Source organism: Kitasatospora sp. NPDC005748 (assembly GCF_040630735.1).
Taxonomy (GTDB): Bacteria; Actinomycetota; Actinomycetes; order Streptomycetales; family Streptomycetaceae; genus Kitasatospora.
The window spans coordinates 177985-198357 of record NZ_JBEXYD010000003.1; the positions used below are offsets into that span (position 1 = coordinate 177985).

The 20373-nt window shown below is 74.0% G+C and carries 26 protein-coding genes; 3 read left to right on the forward strand and 23 right to left on the reverse strand.

What is annotated here, in order from left to right; genetic code table 11:
• Positions 1-8: 8 nt before the first annotated feature.
• From ABZ495_RS03900 to ABZ495_RS03970, 15 genes are all read right to left on the reverse strand, one after another.
• The gene (locus ABZ495_RS03900; RefSeq protein ID WP_329487203.1) at positions 9-740 is read right to left on the reverse strand and encodes a VIT1/CCC1 transporter family protein; all 732 of its coding nucleotides are present in this window, start codon (positions 738-740) and stop codon (positions 9-11) included.
• Between the two features lie 153 nt (positions 741-893).
• Complete coding sequence (gene lgt, locus ABZ495_RS03905) at positions 894-1871, reverse strand: prolipoprotein diacylglyceryl transferase (protein ID WP_359834305.1); 978 nt, start codon at positions 1869-1871, stop codon at positions 894-896.
• A 155-nt stretch (positions 1872-2026) separates the two neighbouring features.
• Positions 2027-2890: a thioredoxin domain-containing protein gene (locus ABZ495_RS03910; RefSeq protein WP_359802460.1), complete on the reverse strand. Its 864-nt coding sequence runs from the start codon at positions 2888-2890 to the stop codon at positions 2027-2029.
• A gap of 74 nt (positions 2891-2964) precedes the next feature.
• The gene (locus ABZ495_RS03915) at positions 2965-3477 is read right to left on the reverse strand and encodes a MauE/DoxX family redox-associated membrane protein (RefSeq protein ID WP_329487206.1); all 513 of its coding nucleotides are present in this window, start codon (positions 3475-3477) and stop codon (positions 2965-2967) included.
• Positions 3478-3602: 125 nt separating this feature from the next.
• Complete coding sequence (locus tag ABZ495_RS03920; RefSeq protein ID WP_359802462.1) at positions 3603-3860, reverse strand: hypothetical protein; 258 nt, start codon at positions 3858-3860, stop codon at positions 3603-3605.
• 193 nt (positions 3861-4053) lie between these two features.
• Positions 4054-4863 carry a tryptophan synthase subunit alpha gene (trpA, locus tag ABZ495_RS03925; protein ID WP_329487208.1) on the reverse strand — a complete coding sequence of 270 codons (810 nt, stop codon included), beginning with the start codon at positions 4861-4863 and terminating at the stop codon, positions 4054-4056.
• Between the two features lie 2 nt (positions 4864-4865).
• The gene (gene trpB / locus ABZ495_RS03930; protein WP_359802465.1) at positions 4866-6140 is read right to left on the reverse strand and encodes a tryptophan synthase subunit beta; all 1275 of its coding nucleotides are present in this window, start codon (positions 6138-6140) and stop codon (positions 4866-4868) included.
• 207 nt (positions 6141-6347) lie between these two features.
• Positions 6348-7154, reverse strand: a complete 807-nt coding sequence (gene trpC, locus ABZ495_RS03935; RefSeq protein WP_329487210.1) for an indole-3-glycerol phosphate synthase TrpC — start codon at positions 7152-7154, stop codon at positions 6348-6350.
• Between the two features lie 199 nt (positions 7155-7353).
• Entirely contained in the window at positions 7354-7794 is a 441-nt protein-coding gene (locus tag ABZ495_RS03940) for a DUF2752 domain-containing protein (protein WP_352287203.1), read from the reverse strand.
• 127 nt (positions 7795-7921) lie between these two features.
• The gene (locus ABZ495_RS03945) at positions 7922-8176 is read right to left on the reverse strand and encodes an HGxxPAAW family protein (protein WP_352287201.1); all 255 of its coding nucleotides are present in this window, start codon (positions 8174-8176) and stop codon (positions 7922-7924) included.
• 147 nt (positions 8177-8323) lie between these two features.
• A complete protein-coding gene (locus ABZ495_RS03950; protein WP_329487213.1) occupies positions 8324-8935 on the reverse strand; it encodes a TIGR02234 family membrane protein in 612 nt (203 codons plus the stop codon).
• Positions 8932-9543 carry a Uma2 family endonuclease gene (locus tag ABZ495_RS03955; RefSeq protein WP_359802469.1) on the reverse strand — a complete coding sequence of 204 codons (612 nt, stop codon included), beginning with the start codon at positions 9541-9543 and terminating at the stop codon, positions 8932-8934. The genes ABZ495_RS03950 and ABZ495_RS03955 overlap by 4 nt, the downstream gene beginning before the upstream one ends.
• Before the next feature lie 26 nt (positions 9544-9569).
• On the reverse strand, positions 9570-11090 hold the full coding sequence (locus tag ABZ495_RS03960) for an anthranilate synthase component I (protein ID WP_329487215.1): 1521 nt from the start codon (positions 11088-11090) through the stop codon (positions 9570-9572).
• A gap of 37 nt (positions 11091-11127) precedes the next feature.
• Positions 11128-11499, reverse strand: coding sequence for a phosphoribosyl-AMP cyclohydrolase (hisI, locus tag ABZ495_RS03965; RefSeq protein ID WP_329487216.1), 372 nt, complete (start codon positions 11497-11499; stop codon positions 11128-11130).
• A gap of 97 nt (positions 11500-11596) precedes the next feature.
• Positions 11597-12070 (reverse strand): hypothetical protein, encoded by a 474-nt coding sequence (locus ABZ495_RS03970; RefSeq protein ID WP_359834307.1) that lies wholly within the window; start codon positions 12068-12070, stop codon positions 11597-11599.
• A 150-nt stretch (positions 12071-12220) separates the two neighbouring features.
• Here ABZ495_RS03970 and ABZ495_RS03975 point away from each other — a divergent pair, with 150 nt between their 5' ends.
• The 3 genes from ABZ495_RS03975 (at position 12221) to ABZ495_RS03985 (ending at position 14411) form a co-directional block, all read left to right on the forward strand.
• A complete protein-coding gene (locus ABZ495_RS03975; protein ID WP_359802475.1) occupies positions 12221-12790 on the forward strand; it encodes a hypothetical protein in 570 nt (189 codons plus the stop codon).
• A gap of 36 nt (positions 12791-12826) precedes the next feature.
• Complete coding sequence (locus ABZ495_RS03980; protein WP_359834308.1) at positions 12827-13474, forward strand: TIGR03085 family metal-binding protein; 648 nt, start codon at positions 12827-12829, stop codon at positions 13472-13474.
• A 151-nt stretch (positions 13475-13625) separates the two neighbouring features.
• On the forward strand, positions 13626-14411 hold the full coding sequence (locus ABZ495_RS03985; RefSeq protein ID WP_359802480.1) for a VOC family protein: 786 nt from the start codon (positions 13626-13628) through the stop codon (positions 14409-14411).
• Between the two features lie 51 nt (positions 14412-14462).
• Here ABZ495_RS03985 and hisF read toward each other — a convergent pair whose 3' ends face one another.
• From hisF to hisD, 8 genes are all read right to left on the reverse strand, one after another.
• Positions 14463-15233, reverse strand: a complete 771-nt coding sequence (gene hisF, locus ABZ495_RS03990) for an imidazole glycerol phosphate synthase subunit HisF (protein WP_329487221.1) — start codon at positions 15231-15233, stop codon at positions 14463-14465.
• On the reverse strand, positions 15230-15661 hold the full coding sequence (locus ABZ495_RS03995; protein ID WP_329487222.1) for a Rid family hydrolase: 432 nt from the start codon (positions 15659-15661) through the stop codon (positions 15230-15232). The genes hisF and ABZ495_RS03995 overlap by 4 nt, the downstream gene beginning before the upstream one ends.
• Positions 15658-16383 (reverse strand): bifunctional 1-(5-phosphoribosyl)-5-((5-phosphoribosylamino)methylideneamino)imidazole-4-carboxamide isomerase/phosphoribosylanthranilate isomerase PriA, encoded by a 726-nt coding sequence (gene priA / locus ABZ495_RS04000; protein ID WP_359834310.1) that lies wholly within the window; start codon positions 16381-16383, stop codon positions 15658-15660. Before priA ends, ABZ495_RS03995 begins: the two co-directional genes overlap by 4 nt.
• Positions 16384-16405: 22 nt before the next feature.
• Positions 16406-17041 (reverse strand): imidazole glycerol phosphate synthase subunit HisH, encoded by a 636-nt coding sequence (gene hisH / locus ABZ495_RS04005; RefSeq protein ID WP_329487224.1) that lies wholly within the window; start codon positions 17039-17041, stop codon positions 16406-16408.
• Between the two features lie 79 nt (positions 17042-17120).
• Positions 17121-17273: a hypothetical protein gene (locus ABZ495_RS04010; protein WP_329487225.1), complete on the reverse strand. Its 153-nt coding sequence runs from the start codon at positions 17271-17273 to the stop codon at positions 17121-17123.
• Positions 17270-17863: an imidazoleglycerol-phosphate dehydratase HisB gene (gene hisB / locus ABZ495_RS04015; protein ID WP_359834313.1), complete on the reverse strand. Its 594-nt coding sequence runs from the start codon at positions 17861-17863 to the stop codon at positions 17270-17272. The genes ABZ495_RS04010 and hisB overlap by 4 nt, the downstream gene beginning before the upstream one ends.
• 5 nt (positions 17864-17868) lie before the next feature.
• Positions 17869-19017: a histidinol-phosphate transaminase gene (locus ABZ495_RS04020; protein WP_329487227.1), complete on the reverse strand. Its 1149-nt coding sequence runs from the start codon at positions 19015-19017 to the stop codon at positions 17869-17871.
• Positions 19014-20348, reverse strand: coding sequence for a histidinol dehydrogenase (gene hisD, locus ABZ495_RS04025; RefSeq protein ID WP_352287180.1), 1335 nt, complete (start codon positions 20346-20348; stop codon positions 19014-19016). Before hisD ends, ABZ495_RS04020 begins: the two co-directional genes overlap by 4 nt.
• Between the last annotated feature and the right edge of the window lie 25 nt (positions 20349-20373).

The window sequence follows — 20373 nt, forward strand, 5'->3', positions numbered from 1 at the left end:
GGCCCCGGTCAGCCGACCTGCCCGCCGATGAGCATGCCCAGCAGATACGTCACCGCGGCCGCCGCTCCGCCCAGCACCAGCTGCCGCAGCCCGCTGAACCACCAGGTCCGCGCCGTCACTCGGGCGACCACCGCACCGCAGAGGAAGAGGCCGCCCGTCGCGAGCAGCACCGCGGGCAGCAGCGAGGTGGCGCCCAGCAGGTACGGCAGCAGCGGCAGCAGCGCGCCGACCGCGAAGCAGACGAACGAGGACCCGGCCGCGACCCACGGCGAGGGCAGGTCGTTGGGGTCCACCCCCAGCTCCTCCCGGGCGTGGACCTCCAGGGTCCGCTCCGGATCCGCGGAGAGCTGCCGGGCCACCTCGCGCGCCAGCTCCGGATCGACCCCGCGCGAGGCGTAGAGCTCGGCCAGCTCGGCCAGCTCGCCCTGCGGGTTGCGGCGCAGCTCCAGCCGCTCGGCCTCGATCTCCGCCTGCACCAGCTCGCGCTGCGAGGCCACCGAGGTGTACTCCCCCGCCGCCATCGAGCAGGCACCGGCCGCCAGACCGGCGAGGCCGGTGATCACCACCGTGCCGCTGGAGGCCGCGCCCCCGACGACGCCGGTCATCAGCGCGAAGTTGGAGACCAGCCCGTCCATCGCACCGAACACCGCCGGCCGCAGCCAGCCGCCGTTCACATCGCGGTGGTGCCCTGCGGCGGGCACGCGGGGGTGTTGCCCGGCCTCGGGTTCAAGGGTGGTCACGCTCACGGTCCCGGGTCTCCGTCCGATCGTCCGACGACCCGAACGTAGTCCTTCCGGCCTGGGCACTTCCAGCAAAGTAAGGCTGTCCGAACACACCTCCGGCCGCCCTCCGCGGAAGTCGGGAGAACGGCCGGTGGCAGGGGAAAGAGCTGGTCAGGTGAGGTTCTTGGCGTCCTTGTCGGCACTCCCGGCGACGGACCGGGCCGACTCGCCGTCCACCTTTTTGTCCGAGGGGCGAGACGCCGGGCTGTCATCCGAGGAACCCGGAGCCTCCACGGGCTCGGCGGCGTCGGACGGGCCGGTCGCGGTCGGGTCGATGGTCGCCGGGTCCTCCCGGCCGGGGTGCTTCTTGCCGACGATCACGAGGTAGACGACGGCGGAGATGAAGACCGCGATCGCCACCCAGTCGTTGAGCCGCAGCCCGAAGAAGGTGTGCGCCTCGTCGATCCGCAGCCACTCGGTCCAGAACCGGCCGACCGTGTACGCGGCCACGTACAGCGCGAAGGCCCGGCCGTGGCCGAGGGTGAACCGGCGGTCCGCCCAGATCACCAGCGCCGCGACGCCCACGCACCAGAGCGACTCGTAGAGGAAGGTCGGGTGGTAGATCCCGGTGACCACCTCGCCGTTGGGCAGCGTCTTGTCGATCTCCAGGCCCCACGGCAGCGTGGTCTCCCGGCCGTACAGCTCCTGGTTGAACCAGTTGCCCCAGCGGCCGAGCGCCTGGGCCAGCGCGATGCCCGGCGCGATGGCGTCGGCGTAGGCGGGCAGCGGCACGCCCCGGCGGCGGGCACCGATCCAGGCACCGACCGCGCCGAACGCGATCGCACCCCAGATCCCGAGGCCGCCCTCCCAGATCTTGAAGGCGTTCCAGGGGTTCTTCCCCTCGCCGAAGTAGAGCTGGTTGTCGGTGATCACGTGGTAGAGCCGGCCGCCGACCAGGCCGAACGGCACGGCCCAGACGGCGATGTCGCCGACCGTGTGCTTGCCGCCACCACGGGCGACCCAGCGCTTGCTGCCGAGCCAGACGGCGACGACGACACCGAGGATGATGCAGAAGGCGTAGGCGCGCAGCGGGATCGGTCCGATGTAGAGGACACCCCGCGACGGGCTGGGAATGTAGGCGATATCCATGGCAGCTCCGACGCTACAGGGTCGGCGGCCCGCCCCGGTCACCCCGCGGGTCACAGATCCCGAACAACAGGGTGCCGGACGCCGGGCCGGACGCCGGACGCACCGCCGCCCGCTCCGGACGGGGAGGGGCGGCGGGCGACCGGCCGGGGCCGGCCTCAGCCGGCTTTCGGCGACGGGTTGTTGCTCTCCGGCGCGGTGCCGGTCGGCGCAGGGGACTGCCCGTGCGAACCCGGTGTGCCCAGCTTCTTGCCCTGGTTGGCGGCGTCCACCCACGTGACCAGGTTCTGCGGGGTGATCTCCTCGTTGCCGTTCTTCGGGTAGATCGGCTGGCCGTTGAGCAGCACCGTCGGCGTCGACTTGTAGCTGGACTTGTCGAAGTCCTGCTGCACCGCGGAGACCCAGCCGCCGTAGGTGTTGTCGTTGACGCAGGCCTCGAAGGCCGGCGTGGCCAGGCCGTCGACCTGCTTGGCGAGGTTGATCAGGGTGGCCTTGTCGCCGAAGGCGTCGTTGGTCTCGTCCGGCTGGTTGCGGTAGAGCACGTCGTGGTAGTCGCGGAAGTGCCCGGCCTGCTGGGCGCAGCCCAGCGCGTTGGCCCCGTACTTGGAGCCCTTGCCGGGCACCGCCCGGTCGATGAACGAGACGATGTGGTAGTTGGTGTAGATCTTGCCCGCGTCTTCCAACTGGTCGATGGTGGAGGCGAATTCACGCTCGAAGGTGCCGCAGGCGGGGCAGCGCGGGTCCTCGTAGACGGTGAGCACGGCCGGGGCGTCGGCGGCGCCCACCGGGACGACGAGGTTCTTGTCGCCGATGGTGCCGGCCGGCGCGGCGGTCGGGGTCTCCGGCTTGGAGCGCTCGTTCTGCACCACGACGCCGGTCACCACGGCGGCGGCGATCACCGCCAGCACCACACCGCCGATCACCAGCTTCTTCTTGCGCCGGCCGCGGGCCTCGTCGGCCGCCCGGTCCGCCAGCATCCGCTCGCGGGCGGTGCGCTTGCCTTCTCGGTTCTTCTCGCTCATCGCCTTGACATCCACTGTTCGCCTTGACATCCACTAGCGGGGAAAGGGGTGTGGGGATGGGTGCCCGCGGCCGCTCAGGCCGCCAGCCAGCCGTCCACCGAGAACTTGGTGCGGGGGCGCCAGATCAGCCAGCCGGCCAGGAGCAGGAACCCGGTGTCGCGCAGGATCTCCTGGAGGTACTCGGTCTGCGAGGCGTCCACCGCCCCGCCGCCGCCGAAGCAGCCGCAGTCGATCGAGATGCCGCGCGCCCAGGCCGAGGCGATCCCGGCGATGAAGGCGAGCAGCAGCAGCGCCGACACGCCCGCGACCAGCCGGACACCGAGCCCGATCACCAGCAGCAGCGCGAGCGCCAGCTCCAGGAAGGGCAGGGCGTAGCCGACCGGCTTGACCAGCGACTCGGGCAGGATCTCGTACGCGCGGACCGCCTGGGCCGCCTCCGCCGGATCGGCGATCTTGGCCAGTCCGGCCCAGCCCCAGACCACGGCGAGGCCGAGCCGGGCGGCGGTGCCGATCCACTCCGTCCAGGCCGGCCACGGACGCCGGGCCGCCGGCTCGGTCTGGCTGAGGTGCGCTGCCGGGCCGGCCATCGGGAAACCCCCCTCGGGAAACACGTTCACTTCCTGAGGAACCGTAAGGGATGAAGGGTGGTTCCTCCATATTCAGGAATTAAGCCGGATGAGTGACGTCTGATGGCGTTCTGCCCGAATGTGTTCTAGTGCCCGTTCGGGTCGCAGCCCGGCGGGCGCCCGGGGTCGTGGAGGTCCGGGCGGCTCTCGTGCGCCGAGCGCGTCGCCCGCGCCACCGCGTCCACCCGGGCCGCCTCGGCGCAGACGTACGCGTCCCGCTCGGCCCGCTCCGCCCCCCGCCTGGCCAGCGCGTGTCCCACCGCGGTGTCCGCCCCGACCGCCGCGGACAGGGCCAGCACGGCGGCCGCCGCCCGCAGCAGGACGGCTCGCTGCAGACCCGGCACCGGCGGACCCCTTCCGTTCGCTTCACGCCCGCGTACACGTGGTTCGTGCACTCGTCCCTCCACTCAACGCCGGTCAACCCCACCTGATGCGTCGGAGCCGCCTTGTTCACCCGTTCGGGTCCGGCCGGGCACGCCGACGGCCCGCCGCCCCCTCCGGTGGGGGCGACGGGCCGTCGGTGTCGGACGCGGGTGCCTACCGGCGGCGGACGCCCCGGGCCAGCTCGCCGGCCAGCTCGCGGACGGCGGCCAGCGCGGCCGGCTCGTCCCCGTCGGCGTCCAGGATCCGCTGGACGAAGGCCGAGCCGACGATCACGCCGTCCGCGAAGCCCGCCACCTCGGCGGCCTGGGCGGCGGTCGAGACGCCGAGGCCGACGCAGACCGGCAGGTCGGTGGTGGCCCTGGTCCGGGCGACCAGGTCCTCGGCGAGGTTGCCGACCTGCGCCCGGGTACCGGTCACCCCCATCACCGCGGCCGCGTAGACGAAGCCGGAGCCCGCCGCGGTGACCTCGGCGAGGCGCTTGTCCCTGCTGCTGGGGGCGACCACGAAGACGGTGTCGAGGCCGTGCTCGCCCGCCGCCTTGCGCCACTCCTCGGACTCCTCGACCGGCAGGTCCGGCAGGATGCAGCCGGCCCCGCCGGCGGCGGCCAGGTCGGCGGCGAAGCGCGCCGTGCCGTAGCGGTCGACCGGGTTCCAGTAGGTCATGACCAGCACCGCCGCCGCGGGGTGGGCGGTGGCCACCTCCTGGACGGTGCGCAGCACGTCCTTGATCTTCACCCCGGCCCGCAGCGCGATGTCGTCGGCGGTCTGGATGGTCGGGCCGTCCAGGACCGGGTCGGAGTGCGGCAGACCGATCTCGACGACGTCGCAGCCGCCCTCGATCAGCGCGTTGACGGCGCGCACGCCGCCGTCGACGGTCGGGAAGCCGGCCGGCAGGTAGCCGATCAGCGCGGCGCGGTTCTCCGCCTTGGCCCCGGCCAGGACGTCACTGAGCTTCGAAGCCATGGTCACTTACCCCCGTTGCCGGTGCCGTCGCCGGCGTTGCCGGCCGCCTTGCCGCCGGTCTCGTCGTACAGGCCGAAGTACTCGGCCGCGGTGTGCATGTCCTTGTCGCCGCGCCCGGAGAGCGAGACCAGGATGGTGGCCTCCGGTCCGAGTTCGCGGCCCAGCTCCAGGGCGCCGGCCAGCGCGTGGGCGCTCTCGATGGCCGGGATGATGCCCTCGGTGCGGGACAGCAGCCGCAGGGCCTGCATGGCGGCGTCGTCGGTGACCGGGCGGTACTCGGCCCGGCCGGTGTCCTTCAGCCAGGCGTGCTCCGGGCCGACGCCCGGGTAGTCCAGACCGGCCGAGATGGAGTGCGACTCGATGGTCTGGCCGTCCTCGTCCTGCAGGACGTAGGTGCGCGAGCCGTGCAGCACCCCGGGGTCGCCCTTGGTGAGGGTGGCGGCGTGCTTCGGGGTCTCGGCGCCCTCGCCGGCCGCCTCGCAGCCGATCAGGCGCACCGCGGCGTCCGGGATGAACTCGTGGAAGATGCCCATCGCGTTGGAGCCGCCGCCGACGCAGGCGACCACGGCGTCCGGCAGCCGTCCGGTCCGCTCCAGCACCTGCTCGCGGGCCTCGACGCCGATGACCCGGTGGAAGTCGCGGACCATCATCGGGAACGGGTGCGGGCCGGCCACCGTGCCGAACAGGTAGTGGGTGGAGTCCACGTTGGCGACCCAGTCGCGGAACGCCTCGTTGATGGCGTCCTTGAGGGTGCGGCTGCCGGAGGTCACGGACACCACCTCGGCGCCGAGCATCCGCATCCGCGCCACGTTCAGCGCCTGGCGCTGGGTGTCGACCTCGCCCATGTAGATGGTGCAGTCGAAGCCGAACAGCGCGCAGGCGGTGGCGGTGGCCACGCCGTGCTGGCCGGCGCCGGTCTCGGCGATGATCCGGGTCTTGCCCATCCGCCGGGTCAGCAGGGCCTGGCCCAGCACGTTGTTGATCTTGTGCGAGCCGGTGTGGTTGAGGTCCTCGCGCTTGAGCAGGACGCGCGCGCCGCCCGCCTCGGCGGAGAAGCGGTGCACATCGGTCAGCGGGGAGGGGCGGCCGGTGTAGTCCTTCAGCAGCCCGTCCAGCTCGGCCGCGAAGGCCGGGTCGGCCTTGGCCTTCTCGTACTCGTCGGCGACCTGTTCGACGGCGGCGACCAGCGCCTCCGGGATGAAGCGGCCCCCGTAGGCGCCGAAGTAACCGCGGGCGTCCGGCACCTCGGCGCCGGGCAGGTAGTCCTTCTCGGACATGGTGGAGTCCTTCTCGCAGATGACGGCAGTGACGTCGGAACGGCCTAGCGGCCGTGCGTCCTGCGCCATCGGCGGCCCTGCACCTGCCCGGGCTCGCAGCCGATCACGTAGCGCACCCGCCTGCCCAGCACCCGGCGTGCGGGCGCGCGGCAGCCGCGCGGGCGGCAACCGGGAGCGAGACGGGAGGCGAGTTTCATGGCGGCGGGATCAGTCCTTGTGCCGCAGGGCGGGGTGCGCACCGGCGGCGACCAGGTCGGCCACCGCGGCGCGCGGGTCCCGGCCGGTCACCAGGGTCTCGCCGACCAGCACCGCGTCGGCGCCCAGGTTGGCGTAGGAGATGACGTCCAGCGGGCCGCGCACACCGGACTCGGCGATCTTGACCACGTGGGACGGGATCGCGTGCACGATGTTGCCGAAGGTGTTGCGGTCCACCTCAAGGGTCTTGAGGTTGCGGGCGTTCACGCCGATGATCTTCGCACCGGCGTCCACCGCGCGGGCGATCTCCTCCTCGTCGTGCACCTCGACCAGCGGGGTGAGGCCGATCGACTCGGCACGCTCGATCAGCGACACCAGGGCCGGCTGGTCGAGCGCGGCGACGATCAGCAGCGCGAGGTCGGCGCCGTGCGCGCGGGCCTCCCAGAGCTGGTAGGCGGTGACGATGAAGTCCTTGCGCAGCAGCGGGGTGTCCACCGCGGCGCGGACGGCGTCCAGGTCCGCCAGCGAGCCGCCGAAGCGGCGCTGCTCGGTCAGCACGCTGATCGCCGCGGCGCCGCCCGCCGCGTAGTCGGTCGCCAGGGCGGCCGGATCGGCGATGGCGGCCAGCGCTCCCTTGGACGGGCTGGAGCGCTTGACCTCGCAGATCACCCGCACCCCGTCGCCCTTGAGGGCGGCGACGCCGTCCTTGGCGTCCGGGGCCTTGGCGGCGAGCTCCTTGAGCTGGTCCAGTGAGACCTCGGCCTGCCGCTCGGCGAGGTCCTCGCGGACCCCTTCGATGATCGTGTCGAGCACACTCACGCGAGCGCCCCCATCAGTTCTGCTAGTTCTGCTAGCGAGGAGCCGGACGGCCAATGGGCCCGCCGGCCCTTCGATGGTATCGGCACCGGGGAGCGCGAGGCGCATCCACCCGGCGCGCGTCTCGCGGAACGGACGCCCCCCGACATGCCCCCCGACACGCCTCCCAACTGCGGCTTCACACCGTCCACACCGCGCCGGGTCAGATCAGCGGCGGCGCCAGCCCCACGCCCACCGACAGGTTGCGCACCACGGTGAACACCAGGACCAGCAGCGCGACCAGCGCCCAGCGGCGGGCGCCCAGCGCGACCCGGGGCGCCGGTCCCCCGGTCAGCGCCGCCCACACCCAGCGCACCCAGAGCAGCGCCAGCACCGCGAAGAGCAGCACCGCGGCCGCGTTGTCGTGCAGCGCGCCGCTGAGGTCGCCGTGGGCGAGGGCGTGGACGCAGCGCAGGCCGCCGCAGCCCGGGCACCACCAGCCGGTGGCCGCCAGGAACGGGCAGGTCGGGTAGTGGCCGGGGGCGTTCGGGTCGACCACCGCGAGGTACACGGTGGGGACGGCCGCCGCGGCCAGGGCGGCCAGCGGCGGACCGAGCCGGCGCAGGACGGACGGCCGGGCGGAGACGAGGGGTGCGGCGTTCACGCCCACGATTGTGCCGGTACGACGCGGCCGCCGGGGGCACGAAACGGCCTCCGGCGGCGAAACGTTCCGGCCGGGACGACGAAACGGCGGGCGTGGCGCCCGCCGTTCGGTACCGCGCGGGGCTTCGTCAGGCGGCGGCGACGACGGCGGCGGCCGCGGCGCGGTCCTCCACGGTCTCGACGTGCGGGCTGGGCTGCTTGCCCATGCCGGCCATCGACATGGCCTTGCCGATCACGCCGCCCAGCACGACGACCGCCAGGCCGCCCCAGACGACCGGCACCGACGGGAGGATCATCGCCACGCCCGCGATCGCGAAGCCGACGAAGGAGATGGTCACGCCGGTCCAGGCGGCGGGGTTGTGGCCGTGTGCTGCTGCCGACATCTGCGGTGCTCCTTGGTTCTCCGGGGCCCGGCCGGGCCCCGGCGGGCCCCTGGCGGGTTGACGTGTTCCATTGTGCCGGGCCACACACCGTCGGCCCAAAGGGGGTGCTCGTCTATCGGGTCACATCGGGGGCGGGGCGGGGGCGGGTCAGCCCGCGGTCGGGTCCTCGCCGCGGTCGAGCGCCTTCCAGAGGTCCGCCGGCGTCTCGGCCGCCTTCGCCGGCGCCGTCCGGGTGGGGGCGTCGTAGCGGCTGCCCATGGCCGGCCAACTCCGCCCGTACCGGACGACCAGCAGCCCGGCCAGGGCCAGCAGCAGCCCGCCGACCAGGGCCACCCAGGGCCAGCCGGTGTGGCCGACCTCGGTGGCGGTGGTGCCGGAGAGCGCCAGCTTGCGGGCCGCCTCGCCGTCCAGCGCGGCGCTGTCGCCCGCCCCCGCGGCCGCGGTCGCCGCCGCGCCGAGGCCGGCCAGCAGGGTGAGCAGGCCGACGGCGATCCGGCCGGCGCCGCGCACCGCGAACACCGCCAGCGCCGCCGCCATCGCCACCAGGGCCAGCCCGCCGGGCAGTTCGGAGATCCGGCTGCCGGTGACGGACACCTCCAGGGTGCCGGCCACGCCGTCGGCCCAGACCCGGCCGACGGCGGTCAGCACCAGCACCGCGCCCAGCACGGTCAGCAGCAGCATCAGGCCGAGCGTACGGCGCCCGGACCTGGCGGGGGCGGCGGATACGGCTTCGGCACGCGACTGGGTAGGAACGCTCACCCGTCCACTATCCCCCGGCCGCCGCCCGGCTCCGCACCCGGGGTCGGCGACTCGACCGGAAAGTCGTCGGTCCGCAGCACCAGGGTCCGCCCCGCCAGCGGCAGGAACAGGTCGTTGCCGAACGGCACCCGCTCCGCCTCCCGGTACGTCCCGGCCGGCTGCGGCGCGCTGTACACCGTGCAGACCGCCTCCGCCGGGTCCACCAGCACGTACAGCGGGATCCCGCACTCCGCGTAGAAGCGGTGCTTGCGCACGAAGTCCTCGTCCTGCTGACCGCGCGGGACGGCCTCCAGCACCGCCTCCAGGTCGCGCCAGCCGTACCGGCCCCCGGCCCCGGGGCGCGCGCCCGGGGCGACCAGGGCCACGTCCGGCGCGTAGCCGTACCGCGCGGACGGGAAGTCCACGACGGCCTGGGCCAGCACCGTGCCGCGCCCGGCCGACTGCTCCCCGGCCTGCGCGGCGACGGCCCGCGCGATCGCCGCCGAGGCGGCCGTGCGCGGCGTCATGGTGACCTTCCCGGCGGTGATCTCCACCCGGTGGCCGGGCGGCAGCCGGGTGCCCGCCAGGACGTCCCAGGCCGATCCGGTGGGCTGCCGGTCGTCCGACATGGTGGCCTCCTCGCTGCTGGGCGTCGCTAGAGCGTCGGCGTGCGCAGGGTGTTGGCGGTCGCCACGGCGCGCAGGACGGCGGCGGCCTTGTTGCGGCACTCGGTGTCCTCGCCGTGCGGGTCCGAGTCGGCGACCACGCCCGCGCCCGCCTGGACGTAGGCGGTGCCGTCGCGCAGGACGGCGGTGCGGATCGCGATCGCGGTGTCGGAGTCCCCGGCGAAGTCCAGGTAGCCGACGCAGCCGCCGTACAGGCCCCGACGGGTGGGCTCCAGCTCCTCGATGATGCGCATCGCGCGCGGCTTCGGCGCGCCGGAGAGCGTCCCGGCCGGGAAGCAGGCGGTCAGCACGTCGAACGCGGTCCGGCCGGGCGCCACCCGCCCGGTGACCGTCGAGACGATGTGCATGACGTGGCTGTACCGCTCGATCTGCATGAAGTCGACCACCTCGACGCTGCCCGGCTCGCAGACCCGCCCGAGGTCGTTGCGGCCGAGGTCGACCAGCATCAGGTGCTCGGCCCGCTCCTTGGGGTCGGCGAGCAGCTCGGCGGCCAGCTCGGCGTCCTCGTGCGGGGTGGCGCCGCGGTGCCGGGTACCGGCGATCGGGTGCAGCATCGCCTCGCCCTCGGTGACCTTGACCAGCGCCTCGGGGCTGGAGCCGACCACGTCGAAGCCGCCCTCGGCGGCGCCGTCCGGACCGGGGAAGCGGAACAGGTACATGTAGGGGCTGGGGTTGGTGGTGCGCAGCACCCGGTAGACGTCCAGCGCGGAGGCCGGGCAGGGCGCCTCGAACCGCTGCGAGGGCACCACCTGGAAGGCCTCGCCGGCCCGGATCCGCTCCTTGATCTCCTCCACGGCCGCCCGGTACGGCGCGCCGCCGAACGGCGAGCGGACCTCCCCGGGGCCGGCCGGGGTGAAGGTGGCGAGGCCGGGGTCGACCGGCTTCAGCAGGTCGGCCTCCATCGCGTCGAGGCGGGCCACCGCGTCCGCGTAGGCCTCGTCGACGCCGCTGGCCAGGTCGTTGTGGTTGACCGCGTTGGCGATCAGCAGCACCGTGCCGTCGGCGTGGTCGAGCACGGCGAGGTCGGTGGCGAGCAGCATGGTCAGCTCGGGGAGCCGCAGGTCGTCCGGGTTGAGGTCGGGCAGCTTCTCCAGCCGGCGGACGACGTCGTAGCCGAGGTAGCCGACCAGGCCGCCGGTCAGCGGGGGCAGGCCGTCGTCGGTGCGGCGCGGGGTGTGCAGCGCCTCCAGCGCGGCGCGCAGCACCTGGAGCGGGTCGCCGGTGGTGGGGATGCCGACCGGCGGGGCGCCGAGCCAGCGGGCGTTGCCGTCGGCGCCGGCGGTCAGCGTGGCGGCGCTGCGCACGCCCACGAAGGAGTAGCGGGACCAGCTGCGGCCCTGCTCCGCGGACTCCAGCAGGAAGGTGCCGGGGCGCTCGCCGGCGAGGCTGCGGTAGAGGCCGATCGGGGTGAGGCCGTCCGCGAGGAGCCTGCGGGTGACCGGGATGACCCGGGTGTCGACGGCGAGCTTGCGGAAGGCTTCGAGGTCCATGGCGGGCGGCACCTTCTGGTCGTGGTGGGCTGGGGGATCAGGCGAGCGGGAGCACGTCGGCGTCGAAGCAGGTGCGGTCGCCGGTGTGGCAGGCCGCGCCGCTCTGGTCGACCTTGACGAGCAGGGTGTCGCCGTCGCAGTCCAGCGCCACCGAGACGACCCGCTGGACGTGGCCCGAGGTGTCGCCCTTGACCCAGTACTCCCGGCGGCTGCGGCTCCAGTAGGTGCAGCGGCCGGTGGTGAGGGTGCGGTGCAGCGCCTCGTCGTCCATCCACCCCAGCATCAGCACCTCGCCGGTGTCGTACTGCTGCGCGACGGCCGGGAGCAGGCCGTCGTCGGTGCGCTTGAGCCGGGCGGCGATCTCGGGGGCCAGGGCGGTGGAGCCGGGGGCGGCGGGTGTGGTGGACATGGGGCCATTGTGTCAGCCCGGCCCCGGCCGCCGGGCCGCCGTCCGGATCGCGGCCCGGCCCGCGCGGCGGCGGGTCCGGCCCGCCCCCGGCCGCGGCTCAGGCGGGCCGCTCGCAGCCCTGCGGCCAGATCCGGTGGACGAACAGCCCGGCCCGCCGGGCCAGTTCGGCGACGTGGGCGGGCTCGCTGCCGGGCTCGCCGTCCCAGACCGCGATCACCTCGTCGACCATGCCGACCAGGGCGCGGGCGGTGTCGTCGCCGAGGCCGCCGTGCTCGACGGCGGCGAGCCGGTGGACGGCGCCGGCCTCGTTCATCAGCCGCAGCCGGGTGCCCCGGTGCCGGTCCTCGGCGCGGCCCACCGGCGCCGCCCCGGCGGGGACGATCACCTCCAGCTTGCCGCCGTGGTCCAGCACGGACCGGGCGAACCAGCTCTCCGGGCCCTCGCCGGCGCAGGTGACGCCGACCAGGTCGTAGGAGCCGAAGGTGGTGACGAGGGTCCAGAGGTCCCCGCGGACCAGCATCTCGGTGATGCCACCCGACAGGCCGTGGTGACCGGTGATTCCGACGCGCATCCGCAACTCCTGGGATCGTGTCGTGCCGGGGCGAGCCTAACCGACCCCCGTCCGCGGCCGGGCTCCGCTCGGCCGCACCGGACCGGTCTGCTCGTACGAGTTGTGCCAACCGCCTGTCACCGGGCCCCGGAGTGGGCCATCCTCGTGGCCATGACCTCCGAGCAGCCCCCCGCAGCCGCCTCCCGTCCGTCGCGGGGCCTGGTCCTCGCCGTCTCGGCGGTGCTGGCCGTCCTGCTCGCGGTGGTGGCCACCGTGCTGCTCTGGCCCGAGAAGAAGCCGGTCGCGCCGGCGCCGCCGCCCGCTCCCAGCACGGCCGCCCCGACGCCCACGCCCACCCCGACCCCCACCCCGACACCGACCAGGACGGTGCCGTACACCTTCCTCCCGGTGGGCTCCTGCTTCGACCACCCGCAGCTGAACAAGACGGTCACCAAGCCGGAGGCCCGCCCCTGCGAGGGCGAGCACGACGGCGAGGCGATCGCCGACCTGCTGCTGCCGGACGGGCTGACCGGCGACAGCCAGATCGGCAAGGCGATGCGGGAGGGCTGCCAGCCGGCGCAGGCCGCCGCCGAGGCCCGCCAGGGCGGCGGCGGCCCCTACTACGGGTACCCGTTCGGTCCGTCCATGACCTACTACCAGCAGGGCTGGCGGGACTTCACCTGCACCCTGACGGCGAGCAACCGCCCGGGCGGCGTCCGGCTCTCCGGACACCTGCGCTGACGGCCCGGCCCGGGGCCGGGCCCCTAGGCTGTCCGCATGTCGAACCACGCCCTCGCCGAGCGCCACCGGCTGGCCGGACTCCTCGCCGCCGCCGGACCGGACGCCCCCACCCTCTGCGCCGGGTGGACCACCCGCGACCTCGCCGCCCACCTGGTCCTGCGCGAGCACCGGCCGGACGCCGCCGCCGGCATCCGGATCGGCCCGCTGGCCGGCTGGACCGAGCGGGTGCGCACCGGCTACGCCAAGCGCCCGTACGAGGAGTTGCTGCGGACGTTCCGCGCCGGCCCGCCACTGCTCTCCCCCTTCGCGCTGCCCGGCGCCGACGAGGCGGCGAACACCGTGGAGTACTTCGTGCACGCCGAGGACGTCCTGCGGGCGGGCGACCCGTGGCAGGCGCGGCCGGTGCCGCCCGGGCGGGCCGAGGCGCTCTGGCGCCGCCTGCCGCTGCTCGCCCGGCTGGAGGGCCGCCGCTCCCCCGCCCGGCTGGAGCTGTGCCACCCGGACGGCCGGAGCCTGACGGCCGGCCCCGCGGGGGCGCCGACGGTGCGGATCACCGGCGAGCCGGGCGAGCTGGTGCTGTTCGTCCACGGCCGGGGCGCCCGCACCGAGCTGTCGGTGGACGGCCCGCCGGACGCGCTCGCCGCGCTGCACCACCTGTTCCCGCTGCCGGCGGCCCGGGGGTAGGGCCCGGGCGGGCGGCCGCGGGGACGTGCCCGCGGCCGCCCCGGCTGCGGATGTCAGTGGCGGGGTGCAGACTCGCAACGGGCCGGGAAGAGGCGCGGCCGCGCCTCCGGAACGCCGCCCGGCCGTCTTTCCGTCGAAGGAGCACCACCTCATGCTCACCACCGACTTTCCCATCGGCTCGCCCTGCTGGATCGACCTCGGCAGTCCGGACCCGGCCGCGGCCGCCGCCTTCTACGGCGCGGTGTTCGGCTGGACGTTCCAGGACCTCGGCCCGGAGACGGGCGGCTACGGCTTCCTGCAGGCCGACGGCAAGACCGTGGGCGCGATCGGGCCGCTCACCGAGGAGGGTGCGAAGTCCGCCTGGACGACGTACTTCAAGACCGCGGACGCGGACGCCACCGCCAGGGCCGTCGAGCAGGCCGGCGGCACCGTCCGGGCCGCGCCGTTCGACGTCATGGACGCCGGGCGGATGGCCCAGCTGACCGACCCGCAGGGCGCGCAGTTCGCGATCTGGCAGGCCGGCACCACCAAGGGCCTGGACGCGGTGTCCGCGGACAACGCGCTGGTCTGGTCCGAGCTGCACACCACCGACACGGAGGCCGGATTCGGCTTCTACGAGAAGGTCTTCGGCTGGCGCAACGAGAAGTTCCCGGCCCCGGGGATGACGTACCTGGTGCTCTCCCCCGCCGAGGGCGACCTGCGGGCCACCAGCTTCGGCGGCGTCGCCCCGGTGAGGGACGAGGGGCAGCCGCCGTCCTGGACGCCGTACTTCGCCACCGACACGGTGGACGAGCTGGTGCGCCGCGCCCAGTCGGCCGGCGGCGCGGTGCTGATGCCCGCCGCGGACGTCCCGGAGGTCGGCCGGATCGCGTGGCTGGCGGACCCGTTCGGCGCGCCGTTCGCCCTGATCAAGGGCGACCCGCGGCAGGACGCCTGAGCGGAGCCGCCCGGGCCGGCCGCGCACCCGGGCGGCCCGGGCGGCGCGTCCTCAGCGGACGGGGTGCCCGGCCGCCCGCAGCGCGTCCTTGACCTCGCCGATCCGCAGGTCGCCGAAGTGGAAGACGCTGGCGGCCAGGACGGCGTCCGCGCCGGCCTCCACCGCCGGGGCGAAGTCGGCGAGCTTGCCGGCGCCGCCGGAGGCGATCACCGGGACGGCCACGGTCTTGCGGACGGCCCGGACCAGCTCCAGGTCGTAGCCGTCCTTGGTGCCGTCCGCGTCCATCGAGTTGAGCAGGATCTCGCCCGCGCCCAGCTCGGCCGCGCGGCCCGCCCACTCGACGGCGTCCAGGCCGGTGCCGCGGCGCCCGCCGTGCGTGGTGACCTCGAAGCCCGAGGCGGTCTCGGTGCCCTCGGGGCAGCGCCGGGCGTCCACCGACAGCACCAGCACCTGCCGGCCGAAGCGCTGGGCGATCTCCCGGACCAGCTCCGGGCGGGCGATGGCCGCGGTGTTGACGCCCACCTTGTCCGCCCCGGCCCGCAGCAGCCTGTCGACGTCGTCGACGGCCCGGATGCCGCCGCCGACGGTGAGCGGGATGAAGACCTGCTCTGCGGTGCGGCGGACCACGTCGTAGGTGGTCTCGCGGTCGCCGGAGGAGGCGGTGATGTCGAGGAAGGTCAGCTCGTCGGCACCCTCGGCGTCGTACAGCTTGGCCATCTCGACGGGGTCACCGGCGTCGCGCAGGTTCTGGAAGTTGACGCCCTTCACCACCCGGCCGGCGTCGACGTCCAGGCAGGGGATGACACGTACGGCGAGGGTCACGGCTGTTTGCCTTCCAGAGTGCGTGCGAGCCCGGCGCGGTAGGCGTCGAGTTCGACCTCGACCATCATCCGGGAGTCGATCAGGCCGTCGACCACCACCATGGTGGCCGCCGGGCGGGCGGCGTCGAAGAGCGCGCGGTGGGCGCGGCCCACCTCGTCGGCGTCGCGGGAGTGGGTGATGTACATCCGGGTACGGACCACATCGTCCGTCGTCAGGCCGTACGCGGCCAGGGCCTTGAGGCCCACGCCGAACGCGGCGAGGGTCTGCAGGTACGGGTCGCCCTCGTGCTCGATCTTCCCGTCCACCCAGGCGGTGGAGCCGGCCACGTGCACGTGGTCTCCCGCGGCGACCGCCCGCGAGTAGCCGAACTCGTCCTCCTTGGGGGAGAACCCGGCCACCCGACCGCGTACGACCTGACGTTCCGTCATCCTGAAACCGCCTCCAGGGCCTCTTCGAGGGTGAACTTCTGCTCGTAGAGTGCCTTGCCCACGATGGCTCCCTCGACACCCTCGCCGACGAGAGAGGCGATGGCGCGCAGGTCGTCCAGCGAGGAGACGCCGCCGGAGGCAACCACCGGCTTGTCGGTGGCGGCGCAGACGTCGCGCAGCAGCCGCAGGTTGGGGCCGGTCAGGGTGCCGTCCCGGTTGACGTCGGTGACCACGTAGCGGGCGCAGCCCTCGGCGTCCAGGCGGGCCAGCACGTCGAAGAGCTGGCCGCCGTCGCGGGTCCAGCCGCGGCCGCGCAGGGTGGTGCCGACCACGTCCAGGCCGACGGCGATCTTGTCGCCGTGCTCGGCGATGACCTTGGCGACCCACTCGGGGCTCTCCAGGGCGGCGGTGCCCAGGTTGACCCGGGTGCAGCCGGTGGCGAGGGCCGCGGCCAGCGACTCGTCGTCGCGGATGCCGCCGGACAGCTCGACCTTGATGTCCAGCGCGGCGGTCACCTCACGGAGCAGGTCGCGGTTGCTGCCGGTGCCGAACGCGGCGTCCAGGTCGACCAGGTGGAGCCACTCGGCACCGGCGTTCTGCCAGGCGAGGGCGGCGGCGAGCGGCTCGCCGAAGGAGGTCTCGGTGCCGGAGGCTCCCTTGACCAGGCGGACGGCCTGGCCGTCCCGGACGTCGACGGCGGGGAGCAGTTCGAGGCGGCTCATGATGGTGGCAACTCTCAGATCGTCAGAGGGTGTTGACCCAGTTGGTCAGGAGGGCGGCGCCGGCGTCGCCGGACTTCTCGGGGTGGAACTGGGTGGCCCAGAGCGGGCCGTTCTCGACGGCCGCGACGAACGGCTGCCCGTGCGTGGCCCAGGTCACCAGCGGGGCGTGCAGCCGCGCGCTGTGGACCTCCAGCTCCCAGCGGCGCACCGCGTAGGAGTGCACGAAGTAGAAGCGGGTGTCGGCGTCCAGGCCGGCGAAGAGCCGGCTGCCCTCGGGGGCGTCGACGGTGTTCCAGCCCATGTGCGGGACGACCGGCGCGTCCAGCGGCTCGACGGTGCCCGGCCACTCGTCGCAGCCGGGCGTCTCCACGCCGTGCTCGACCCCCTTCTCGAAGAGGATCTGCATGCCGACGCAGATGCCCAGCACCGGGCGGCCGCCGGCGAGGCGGCGGCCGATGATCTGCTCGCCGCGGACGGCCTTCAACCCGCGCATGCAGGCCTCGAAGGCCCCGACGCCGGGGACGAGCAGGCCGTCCGCGTCCATCGCGGCCTGGAAGTCCGACGTGACGGTGACGGTCGCGCCGGTGCGCTCGACGGCGCGCTGGGCCGAGCGGAGGTTGCCCGACCCGTAGTCGAGTACGACGACGTTCTTGCCCATGTTCAGGTGTCCAAGTCTCTCGGCTGTTCCGAAGCGGCTCTGTGCGGCGCCGTCCCGCGGGGCGGCGCCGGGGGCGGGTCTACAGCCGCATGAGGCCGGAGGCCAGGCAGAGCACCGAGCCTATGGCGAGCACGGCGATGACGCCCTTCGGGATCTTCTGCTTCCAGAACGAGATGACGCCGCCGGCCAGGAACAGGCCGACGAAGAGAAGGACGATCGCGGACTTGCTCACAGCGCACCCTTGGTCGAGGGGAGGATGCCGACCGCGCGCGGGTCGCGCTCGGAGGCGTAGCGCAAGGCCCGGGCCAGCGCCTTGAACTGGCACTCCACGATGTGGTGCGCGTTTCGCCCGTACGGCACGTGGACGTGCAGGGCGACCTGCGCCTGGGCCACGAAGGACTCCAGGATGTGCCGGGTCATGGTGGTGTCGTAGCTGCCGATCATCGGCGCCATCGACTCCGGCTCGGTGTGCACCAGGTAGGGGCGGCCGGAGAGGTCCACCGTGACCTGGGCGAGCGACTCGTCCAGCGGCACCGTGCAGTTGCCGAACCGGTAGATGCCGACCTTGTCGCCGAGCGCCTGCTTGAAGGCGGCGCCCAGCGCGAGGGCGGTGTCCTCGATGGTGTGGTGGGTGTCGATGTGCAGGTCGCCGTCGGTCTTCACGGTGAGGTCGAAGAGGCCGTGGCGGCCGAGCTGGTCGAGCATGTGGTCGTAGAACCCGACGCCCGTGGAGATCTCGGTCCGGCCGGTGCCGTCGAGATCGATCTCGACCAGGACCGAGGTCTCCTTGGTGGTGCGTTCAACGCGTCCGATGCGGGGCATGCGGGTTACAGCTCCTGACTGGCCGCGCGCGCGGAGCGCGCCGCTGCGGGGGTGGGGGCGGGCGACGGGAGGGCGGAGCGGACGGCGTCCAGGAAGGCGTCGTTCTCGGCCGGGGTGCCGGCGGTGACGCGCAGCCACCCGGGCACGCCGTTGTCCCGGACCAGGACGCCCCGGTCGAGGATCGCCTGCCAGACGGCGTGGGTGTCCGCGAAGCGGCCGAACTGGACGAAGTTGGCGTCCGACTCGGTCACCTCCAGGCCCAGCCCGCGCAGCGCGTCGACCAGCCGGTCCCGCTCGGCCTTGAGCCGGCCCACGTACCCGAGCAGGGTGTCGGTGTGCTCCAGGCAGGCCAGCGCGGTGGCCTGGGTGACGGCCGACAGGTGGTACGGCAGCCGGACCAGCTGCACCGCGTCCACCACGGCCGCGTCGGCGGCCAGGTAGCCCAGCCGCAGGCCCGCCGCGCCGAAGGCCTTGGACATGGTGCGGGTGACCACCAGGTTGGGGCGGCCCTCCAGCAGCGGCAGCAGCGAGGCGCGGTGCGAGAACTCGACGTACGCCTCGTCCACGACCACCAGGCTGGGCCGGGCGGCCTGCGCGGCGTCGTAGAGCCGCAGCACCACGTCGGCGGCGACGGCGGTGCCGGTCGGGTTGTTCGGCGAGCAGACGAAGACGACGTTCGGCCGGTGCTCGGCGATCGCCGCGACGGCGGCGTCCACGTCGATGGTGAAGTCCGCGTTGCGCGGCCCGGAGAGCCAGCCGGTGCCGGTGCCCCGGGAGATCAGCGCGTGCATCGAGTAGGAGGGCTCGAAGCCCAGCGCCGTGCGGCCGGGGCCGCCGAAGGTCTGGAGCAGCTGCTGCAGGATCTCGTTGGAGCCGTTGGCGGCCCAGACCTGCTCGCGGGTGCGCGCGAAACCGGTCGTCGTGGTCAGGTAGGCGGCCAGGCCCTCGCGCAGCTCGACCGCGTCCCGGTCGGGGTAGCGGTTGAGGCCGCGGGCGGCCTCGGCCACCCGCTCGGCGATCCGGGCCACCAGCTCCGCGGGCAGCGGGTACGGGTTCTCGTTGGTGTTCAGCTGGACGGGGACGTCCAACTGCGGTGCGCCGTACGGGGACTGTCCGCGCAGTTCGTCGCGGATGGGGAGGTCGTCGATCTTCACGAGCGGGGAACCGTCCAGTCGCTGTGCCAGTTCTGTTCGTCTCCCACGAAACGTGCCTTGACGGCGTCGCCGTGACCGGGGAGGTCCTCGGCGTCCGCGAGGTTGACGACGTGCGCGGCGATGCCGGCCAGCGCCTCCCGGTCGTACTCGACGACCTGGACGCCGCGCAGGAAGGTCTGCACGGAGAGTCCGGAGGAGTGGCAGGCGCAGCCGCCGGTCGGCAGCACGTGGTTGGAGCCGGCCGCGTAGTCGCCCAGCGAGACCGGGGTGTAGCGGCCGATGAAGATCGCGCCGGCGTTGCGGACCCGGTCGGCGACCGCGTGGGCGTCCCGGGTCTGGATCTCCAGGTGCTCGGCGGCGTAGGCGTTCACCACCGCCAGGCCCTGCGTCAGGTCGTCGACCAGGATGACGCCGGACTGCCGGCCGCCCAGCGCCTCGGCCACCCGCGCGCTGTGCTTCGTCCGGGCGACCTGCGTCTTCAGCTCGGCCTCGACCGCCTCGGCCAGCTCGGGCGAGTCGGTGACCAGTACCGAGCCGGAGGTCGGGCCGTGCTCGGCCTGGCTGATCAGGTCGGCCGCGACCTCCGCCGGGTCGGCGCTGTCGTCGGCGAGGACGGCGATCTCGGTCGGACCGGCCTCGGAGTCGATGCCGATCCGGCCCGCGAAGTACCGCTTGGCCGCCGCCACGTAGATGTTGCCCGGACCGGTGACCATGTTGACCGGCTCGCACTCCTCGGTGCCGAGCGCGAACATGGCGACCGCCTGGGCGCCGCCGACCGCGTACACCTCGGTGACGCCGAGCAGCGCGCAGGCCGCCAGGATCGTCGGGTGCACCCGGCCGCCGAAGGCCTTCTGCGGCGGCGAGGTCACCGCGATGCCGGTCACCCCGGCCTCCTGCGCGGGCACCACGTTCATCACGACGGAGGACGGGTAGACGGCGAGGCCGCCCGGCACGTACAGGCCGACCCGGTCCACCGGCACCCAGCGCTGGGTGACCGTGCCGCCCGGCACGACCTGGGTGGTGTGCCCGGTGCGGCGCTGGTCGGCGTGGACGAGGCGGGCGCGGCGGATCGACTCCTCCAGCGCGGCGCGGACCTTCGGGTCCAGCGTCTCCAGGGCCTCGGCGAGCTGCTCGGCGGGCACCCGGGTGGACTCCAGCCGCACGCCGTCGAAACGCTCGGTGATGTCGATCAGCGCCGCGACCCCGCGATGATGCACGTCCTCGGCGATCGGGCGCACCGTCTCCAGGGCGGCCGCGACGTCGAAGTCGGCACGGGGCAGCAGGTCGCGCGGGTCGTCGAGGGATCCGCGCAGGTCGATTCGAGAGATCACGCCACCCAGTGTAAGGAGTGGCCGG